We start from the raw sequence: 8308 nt of genomic DNA, 5'->3' as shown, positions 1-8308 counted from the left end.
CGGGTCAGGCACCAACCGCCCCGTCGACGACAATCCCGCCGTCGAGGCGGGAATTCGTCATCGTAGCGCCGAAATCGCCGTCAAGCCAAGAAAGCCTGCCAAGAAAAAGCCCGGCGCGAAGCCGGGCGATTCTTGGCGTGTCCCGGCGCTTATCCCGGATCAGTGATCCATGGCTTTGACGATCTCTTCGGTCATCTTCTTGGCGTCGCCGAGCAGCATCATGGTGCCGTCCTTGTAGAACAGCGTGTTGTCGATACCGGCATAGCCGGAACCGAGCGAGCGCTTGACGAACAGGCAGGTGCGCGCCTTGTCGACGTCGAGGATCGGCATGCCGTAGATGGGTGAGGACTTGTCGTCGCGCGCGGACGGGTTGGTGACGTCGTTGGCGCCGATGACATAGGCAACGTCGGCTTGCGCGAACTCCGAGTTGATGTCCTCAAGCTCGAACACCTCGTCGTAGGGCACATTGGCTTCGGCGAGCAGCACGTTCATGTGGCCGGGCATGCGGCCGGCGACCGGGTGGATGGCGTACTTCACGTCGACGCCATTGGCCTTGAGCTTGTCGGCCATTTCGCGCAGCGCATGCTGCGCCTGGGCAACCGCCATGCCGTAGCCCGGCACGATGATGACTTTCTGGGCGTTCATCATGAGGTAGGCGGCATCGTCGGCAGAACCCTGCTTGACCGTGCGTTCGATGCCGTCATCGGCGGCCGCTGCCGTCTCCCCACCGAAGCCGCCGAGAATGACCGAGATGAAGCTTCGGTTCATGCCCTTGCACATGATGTAGGACAGGATCGCGCCGGATGAGCCGACCAGCGCGCCGGTGATGATCAGCGCCAGATTGCCGAGCGTGAAGCCCAGCGCCGCCGCCGCCCAGCCGGAATAGGAATTCAGCATCGAGACGACGACCGGCATGTCGGCGCCGCCGATCGGGATGATCAGCAGGATACCGAGCACCAGCGAGGCGGCAACGATCAGCCAGAAGACCAGCTTGGACTCGGTGGTGACCAGCAACACGATCAGCACGACGAGCGCGATAGCAAGTGCGGCGTTGATGAAGTGGCGTGCGCCGATCATGATCGGCTTGCCGGACATGCGGCCATCGAGCTTGAGGAAAGCGATGACCGAGCCGGTGAAGGTGATGGCGCCGATGGCGACGCCAAGGCTCATCTCGATCAGGGCCTGGGCATGAATGTCGCCATCCGTGCCGATGCCGAAGCTTTCCGGGGCATAGATCGCGGCAGCCGCCACCATGACGGCGGCGAGGCCGACCAGCGAGTGGAAGGCAGCGACCAGCTGCGGCATCGAGGTCATGGCGATGCGGCGCGCGGTAACGGCGCCGACGCCGCCGCCAATGGCAAGGCCGAGCACGATCAGGCCGAAGCGGCCGGCGGACGGGGTCGCCAGAGCCAGTGTGGTGGCGATGGCAATACCCATGCCGATCATGCCGTAGAGATTGCCCTGGCGGCTGGTGGTCGGATGCGACAGGCCGCGCAGCGCCATGATGAACAGGACACCGGAGACGAGGTAGAGGAAGGACGCGAAGTTGGCGTTCATGGCGCTCTACTTGTCCTTCTTCTTGTACATGGCCAGCATGCGCTGGGTGACGAGGAAGCCGCCGAAGATGTTGACCGAAACCAGCATCAGCGCGACGAAGCCGAAGCCCGCGGCAATGCCGGAGGCGGCGATGCCGACGGCAAGCAGCGCGCCGACGACGATGACCGAGGAGATGGCATTGGTGACGGCCATCAGCGGCGTATGCAGTGCGGGGGTCACCGACCAGACGACGTAGTAGCCGACGAAGATCGCCAGGACGAAGATGGCGAAGCGGAAGACGAAGGGATCGATGGCGCCGCCGGAGAGCGCATGCGCGGCATCACCGGCCGCGTCAGTGCCGCCGGGCGCGGTCGCCAGATTGTGCACCGCCAGCCGGACGGCGGCGGAGGCCTGGTCGAGCTGGTCGAGGGCTTTCTGCAGGGTCTGGTCCATCACGCGATCCCTTTCGGCTTCGACGAGGGCGACTTGGGTGCGGCCGCCTTCTTGGGCGCGGCTTTCTTGGGCGAAGCATCGGCGACCATGGTCTTGGCCGGGATCGCGGCCGGCTCGACATATTGGCCCTTTGCCGGCTGCTGGTCGGCTTTCACGAAAGCCGGATGAACCACCTTGCCGCCATCGGTCAGCATCGTTGCCTTGACCAGATCGTCGTCGCGATTGATGGCAAGCGTCTTGGCCGTCTTATCGACCAGCGTCTCGAGAAAGGCGAACAGGTTCCTGGCATAAAGCAGCGAGGCCGACGCCGCGATGCGGCCAGGCACATTGAGATGGCCGACAATCTTGACGTTGTTGGCGGTGGTGACCACCTTGCCGGCTTCGGCGCCCTCGACATTGCCGCCGCGCTCGACCGCGAGGTCGACGATCACCGAGCCCGGCTTCATCGAAGCGACCATCGCCGCCGAGACCAGCTTGGGCGCCGGCCGGCCGGGAATGAGCGCCGTGGTGATGACGATATCCTGCTTGGCGATGTGCTCTGATGTGAGTGCCGCCTGCTTGGCCTGATATTCCTTCGACATTTCCTTGGCGTAGCCGCCGGCCGTTTCGGCCGCCTTGAATTCCTCGTCCTCGACCGCGAGGAACTTGGCGCCGAGCGAGGCGACCTGTTCCTTGGCGGCGGGGCGAACGTCGGTGGCGGTGACAACCGCACCAAGCCGGCGCGCGGTGGCGATCGCCTGCAGGCCGGCGACGCCAACGCCCATGATGAAGACCTTCGCCGCCGGCACCGTGCCGGCCGCCGTCATCATCATCGGCAAGGCGCGGTCATATTCCGAAGCCCCGTCGATCACCGCCTGATAGCCGGCCAAATTGGCCTGCGAGGACAAAACGTCCATCGACTGCGCGCGGGTGATCCGGGGCATGAATTCCATCGAGAAAGCGGTGACGCCGGCCTTGGCAAGAGCTGCCACGGCGGCATCGTTGCCGTAGGGGTCCATGATGGCGATCACAGCCGCGCCGGGCTTGTAGCTCTTCAGCTCGGCATCACCAGGCCGGCGCACCTTCAGCACCACATCGGCCTTGGCGACATCGGAAGCCTTGCCGATAGCAGCGCCGGCGCTCGCATAGTCGGCATCGATGATGCGCGATTTCAGACCGGCACCGGCCTCGACGACGACGTCGAAGCCCAACGCCGCCAGCCGTTTCACCGTATCGGGCGAAGCCGCGACGCGCGGCTCGTTGGCATCGAGCTCACGAGGGATGAAAACCGTCTGTCCCACCGCATGATCCTTTCGGCCGGAAGCTATTTCCCGCAAGACGCCGGCCGGCCTCGCGGCGGCGCCGTGGACAAGATGTCGGAAAAATCTATCGGAGGATAAAGGCGCCGACAGCCAGAATCAGCACGAACAGAATGGTCGCCGAGAAGAAGCCGCCCGCGAAGAAGCCGAAGGCCATCGCCAGGAGCAGGGCGCCACAAAACAGCGAGCCGTACTTGGCCAGCGCGAGGAAGCCCGCATAGGTGCGGTCATGCTCGGCATAGTCCATCTTCGCGCCCAGTTCGACAGGACCAGTCGGCGAGTGATCAGCCATAGGAATACCCCTTCGAAGACATCTTTCAGGCACATAGCGAAAAGCCGCGCCGAGAGCAATGGCGCTATTGCCGCACAACAACCGACAACTGCCTCAAAGAAAGATTGAAGCCAGCAGTCGACGCCGCGACGGAGTCCGATCGCTGGATTCTGATGCTTGATGCGGAACTCCGAAGGGCGGACGCTTGCGTGGCCTAAGCCGGAGCCTCAGCCGGCTAGATGCGGAAATAGCCCGAGCAACCCGACGACGATCAGATAGAGCGCGACGATGTAGTTCAACAGCCTTGGCATGACCAGGATCAGCACGCCGGCGATCAGCGAGATGAGCGGGGTTAGCGCAAGTGTGGAAATGGTCATGGCGGGTTCCCTCAAAAACCTCAGATCGACCCGGAGCGCTGCTCGTGGCCTCACCCAGAACGCCGAAGTCGCCAAAAGGCTCCTGTCGGCCCTGCAAAATCGTGTGGATCCCTGCCGTATCAGGCGGCTTCGTGATAGTATTTTGCCGTCGGCAGGATGGTCAGCGGCGCGAGTTCCCCGACATGCGGCGTATCGAACAGCATGCGCTGCTCCATTGGCGTCGAGCGGAAGAACGGGAACCGTGAGAAGGACCGCTCGCGGATTGCGTTGACGTCGGCGCGGTAGAGCACGACCTTGTTGAAAACGCCCGGATAGGCGCGCGACTCGCTGATCTTCTCCGAGTAGTAGATACGCTTGTAGAAGCCGGCGTGATCCTCACGAATGGTCGACAGGCAGTAGGGCGCGTTGAAATGGAAGCACGCCATGCCGGCCAGCCGCAGCGTCAGGTAGGGAATCTGCGGGTAGACGCGCGACCATTCGGGATCGGACGCAAACCGGCTGGGACAGATGAAGCTCAGTCCGTCACGAAGCATCGGCATGACGATGTCGCCAAAGGCCTTGGTGGAAGGCGACATCGGCGTCGCCAAGGTGACGTGATGGATACGCAGCGTGCTGACGAGTTCCTGGTCGATATAGACCCCGAAGCGGTACACATTCGGTGCCTCGTCGAGCTCATCGTGAATGGTATGGTTTTCGTTGTCGGGCACCATATCGTTCGAGCGATATGACTTGTAGCGCAGGCGGTAGATGTCCTCGAGATCTTCGCCCTTGTCGCAGCGGCGGTACTCTGTCCGCTCAAGCATCGCCGAAACGTTGCGGGCGAAGCTGGACATGGTGTCGGCGGCGTCCTTGCCGTCCTCGCCCGTCACCGGACGAAGCGAACTCAACTGCACAATCATCAACTCAATCCCCGTACATTGCCGCCGCGATCCGACACTACGACAGGGTCTTGGGATGTAAAAGATGAAAACAGGAAGCAGCCCGTTTACCAGTCGTTAAGGTTAACGATTGCTAAAATAAAACTAAAATTGGTGGTTTTCTTCGTTTTCTGCGTCGCGACGGGGAAAGAGCGTGTCTCGAACATGACGGGAAGCGGCTGAAATTCTGGCATGGCCCGCGATGTGCAAAGAAACCTCGAATGCAGTGAATGCCTAAAGCCTGGGCGCCTGTTCAATCCTGATGGAAACAGGGATGGGCTCTCAGTGCCTGGGCACCATGCGCCAGGCGCCGCAAATCAGCGGCGTACCGCCTTTTTGGCGGTCCTGATATCCTTGGCGAAGGGCCATACCGTGTTCGACATCGTCTCGATGCCGGAAGCGCTGAGCGCCGAACCGAACAGGAACCCCTGGACAAGATCAGGCTTGACCTGCAGCGCCAGGATCTTGAGCTGCTCGAAGGTCTCGACCCCTTCGACGGTCACCGAAAGCCCCAGCGGCCGCGACAGGTTGACGATACCCTTGAGCAGCTCGAGCGAACGGGGATTCTGGGTGACGTCCATCAGGAAAGAGCGGTCGATCTTGATCTTGTCGAGCGGCAGCTTGTGCAGGTAGCTCAGGCTCGAATAGCCGGTGCCGAAATCGTCGAGCGCGATGCGCACGCCAAGCTGCTTCAGCTCCTCAATATACTGGCGCGTCAGCGACTTGTCGTCGAGCAGCGCCGTTTCGGTGACCTCGATCTCGAGCCTACTGGCGGCGAGGCCGGTGCCGGCCAACGCATCGCGAACCTTCTGGATGACATCGCGGCTGCGGAAATCCTTGGCCGAGAGATTGACCGAAACGCTGGTCTGGTCGGGCCATTTGGCGCATTCGGCGCAGGCTGCCTGCAGCACGAAGGTGCTGATCTCGGAAATGATGCCCATTTCCTCGGCAAGCGGAATGAAGATGCTGGGCGAGATTGGCCCGAGATCTGGATGATCCCACCGGCACAGCGCCTCGCAACTGGCGATACGCATGGTGCTCATCGCCACGATCGGCTGATAGACCACCCGCAGGCTCTTGCCCTCTACCGCGGTGCGCAGATCCGCCTTCATCAGCTGACGGTTGCGGAAGGCGGCATCCATCGAAGCTTCGAACAATCGCCAGCTGTTCTTGCCGAGTTCCTTGGCCTTGTAGAGCGCCAGGTCCGCCTTCACGATCATGGCGTCGACATCGGTATCCTTGACCCGTGACAGCACCGCGCCGCCGCTGGCCTGAATGCGCAGCCCGTGACCGGCGACGTCGACTTCCCCTTGCAGGCCGGCGAATATCTCGTCGAGCTGGCTGGTCAGATGGCTCTCATCCTCGACGCGGTCGAAGAAGATCATGAACTCGTCGCCACCGAAACGGCTGACCGTGATATCTTGCTTGGCAATGGCGCCAAGCCGCTCGGCAACGGCATAGATCAAGCCGTCGCCGATCGGATGGCCAAGCGTGTCGTTGACGCTCTTGAAATCGTCGAGATCGAGCACCGCAAGGCCGCAGAGACGGTCGCGATCGCCGGACGCCATGGCCTCGCCCACCAATTCATGGAAATAGGCCCGGTTGGGCAGGCCGGTGAGATTGTCGTAGCGTGCCATGAAGCGGATCTTGTCTTCCGCCTCGACACGGGCGGTGACGTCCTCGAAGGTGATGACGCCCAGTTCCTGGCTGCCCTCGCGAGCCGAGAACTCGTAATGCTGGCCGTTGGCGAGGGAAACCAGCACCTTGCGGTCGCGACCCTCACGCAGGGCACGCGTCAGCTGCGCCTCGATGTAGCGGCAATCCTTGGGCGCCAGCATGCCGCCGGCGACACCGCGCATCAACAGACCGTGGATCGACCGTCCGAGCAGCGCGTCGGGCGACTTGAGCGACATCAGATGCGCGGCCTCGGCATTGGCCACCGCGACGCGGCCGTCCGGACCGAGCATGACAAGGCCGTGCGACATGGTGTTGAGCGCCCGGTTGAAGCGCTGGGCAATGCGGTTGGCCTTCTTCTCTTCCGAGACGGCCGCAAAAAGCACATCGCGTACGGTGTTGGCGAATTTCCGGATGGCGAACAGGAACGGCGCCGACAGCAGCCCGAGGAGGACATGGTAGATGTCGCCGCGCAGCAGGAAGCCAAGCGAGATCGGCCAGGTCAAGGCAATGGTCAGGATGGTGACCATGCGCGGCGAGCCGTAGTTGCGGCCGGCGATGGAGGTCGCCGTCGCGAGCGTCAGGCAAACGGAGGCGATTTCGGCGAAACCATCGCGCGCGAAATAGATGCCGAGCAGGCAGAAAGCGCCAAGCGTCAAGCCATGCAGGGAGCCATAGAGAATGTAGTCATTCTCACGCTTGTGCGCCTCTTCCCAGGTCGTCGGCGACGGCATGCTGTTGTATTTTCGAAAGTTTCTCATGCGGAACACACCGATGAGAACCATCGAGATCGCGACCAGCAAATACCGCGGATCGCCGCCCTTCCACCAGACCAGGCCGATCAGGAAAGTCTGCGCGAGAATGCCGATCGAAAGCGTCAGCCCGTCGCGAAACAGGGTTTCCACGAACGGAATATAGACGTCGACCGGGATCTCGTTCTTTTTTCGCAGATTCAACGCCTGAATCCCAACCCTGGGGAGCCAAGCAGTGCCACATCCGCCTTAAGAAAGATTTAGAGAGACCCTCGCGCTCCTGCCGTCAAGCCGGGTGACGCAGCGGAAAGCAAGGAAACTGTCGTTCAGGTAAACAAGGCGTATCGGTCATTCGGCGGCCTGAAGTTCGGGCCGCGCCGGCGTACTCGACAGGCGTTCGAGCAGCCTTTGGCGCTCGCCGGCGGCCTTTTGCGCGCTGGCTTGGCGGACGTGGCCATAGCCGCGGATGAGGGCAGGCACCGAGGCCAGCGCAACCGCCGCATCGACCCTGGCTGGGGCCAACGATCCGGCGATGAGCTCCAGATCCGCCTCGTACCGCGCCAGCAGCTGCCGCTCCATGCGCCGTTCGGCGGTGTAGCCGAACAGGTCGAAGGCAGTGCCGCGCAGGCCCTTCATCGCCGCCAGCACGCGAAAACCCTTCATCATCCACGGGCCGAAGCTCGATTTCCGCGGGCTTCCGTCATTGCCGCGACGGCCCATGATCGGCGGAGCGAGGTGGAATTCGAGCCTTTCGTAGCTCTGGAACTGCTTGCCCAGTTCGGCGGCGAAAGAGCCGTCCGTGTAAAGACGCGCCACCTCGTATTCGTCCTTGATCGCCATCAGCTTGAACAGGTTCCTGGCGGCAGCCTGCGACACCGCGGTCGAACCAGGCACGGCCTTCGCTTCGGCGGCGCGCAACGCGGCCAGTTTTCCGGCATAACGCCTGCCATAGGCGGCGTTCTGATAGGCGGTCAGGAAGGCGACGCGGCGGGCAATGATGTCGTCCAGCGTCTCGGCGGTGTCCGTGGCC

Annotated in this window: 8 protein-coding genes; all 8 read right to left on the bottom strand. The window is 62.6% G+C overall.

Features of this window, described 5'->3' with window-relative positions; translation table 11 throughout:
* Positions 1-159 precede the first annotated feature (159 nt).
* A complete protein-coding gene (locus tag EOA22_RS17540) occupies positions 160-1557 on the bottom strand; it encodes an NAD(P)(+) transhydrogenase (Re/Si-specific) subunit beta (protein WP_013528201.1) in 1398 nt (465 codons plus the stop codon).
* Positions 1558-1563: 6 nt separating this feature from the next.
* A complete protein-coding gene (locus EOA22_RS17535; RefSeq protein ID WP_024501908.1) occupies positions 1564-1992 on the bottom strand; it encodes an NAD(P) transhydrogenase subunit alpha in 429 nt (142 codons plus the stop codon).
* On the bottom strand, positions 1989-3269 hold the full coding sequence (locus EOA22_RS17530; protein ID WP_063169840.1) for a Re/Si-specific NAD(P)(+) transhydrogenase subunit alpha: 1281 nt from the start codon (positions 3267-3269) through the stop codon (positions 1989-1991). The genes EOA22_RS17535 and EOA22_RS17530 overlap by 4 nt, the downstream gene beginning before the upstream one ends.
* Before the next feature lie 85 nt (positions 3270-3354).
* The gene (locus EOA22_RS17525) at positions 3355-3579 is read right to left on the bottom strand and encodes an aa3-type cytochrome c oxidase subunit IV (protein WP_013528204.1); all 225 of its coding nucleotides are present in this window, start codon (positions 3577-3579) and stop codon (positions 3355-3357) included.
* 206 nt (positions 3580-3785) lie between these two features.
* On the bottom strand, positions 3786-3935 hold the full coding sequence (locus tag EOA22_RS17520) for a DUF3096 domain-containing protein (protein ID WP_013528205.1): 150 nt from the start codon (positions 3933-3935) through the stop codon (positions 3786-3788).
* Between the two features lie 119 nt (positions 3936-4054).
* Complete coding sequence (locus tag EOA22_RS17515; RefSeq protein WP_013528206.1) at positions 4055-4834, bottom strand: hypothetical protein; 780 nt, start codon at positions 4832-4834, stop codon at positions 4055-4057.
* Between the two features lie 335 nt (positions 4835-5169).
* Positions 5170-7482 carry an EAL domain-containing protein gene (locus EOA22_RS17510; RefSeq protein ID WP_063169839.1) on the bottom strand — a complete coding sequence of 771 codons (2313 nt, stop codon included), beginning with the start codon at positions 7480-7482 and terminating at the stop codon, positions 5170-5172.
* Positions 7483-7626: 144 nt separating this feature from the next.
* On the bottom strand, positions 7627-8308 hold a 682-nt coding region (locus EOA22_RS17505; protein WP_348629494.1), incomplete at its 5' end, for a DUF6537 domain-containing protein.

It is taken from the genome of Mesorhizobium sp. M7A.F.Ca.US.014.04.1.1 (assembly GCF_003998745.1).
Taxonomy (GTDB): domain Bacteria; phylum Pseudomonadota; class Alphaproteobacteria; order Rhizobiales; family Rhizobiaceae; genus Mesorhizobium; species Mesorhizobium ciceri.
Note: the sequence above shows the minus strand (reverse complement) of the source record. Positions and strands in the feature narration are given on the sequence as shown.

Excerpts from the sequence above, each read along its gene's own strand:
- EOA22_RS17540 (WP_013528201.1), bottom strand. The coding sequence starts at position 1,557 with ATGAACGCCAACTTCGCGTCCTTCCTCTACCTCGTCTCCGGTGTCCTG.
- EOA22_RS17525 (WP_013528204.1), bottom strand. The coding sequence starts at position 3,579 with ATGGCTGATCACTCGCCGACTGGTCCTGTCGAACTGGGCGCGAAGATG.
- EOA22_RS17520 (WP_013528205.1), bottom strand. The coding sequence starts at position 3,935 with ATGACCATTTCCACACTTGCGCTAACCCCGCTCATCTCGCTGATCGCC.
- EOA22_RS17515 (WP_013528206.1), bottom strand. The coding sequence starts at position 4,834 with ATGATTGTGCAGTTGAGTTCGCTTCGTCCGGTGACGGGCGAGGACGGC.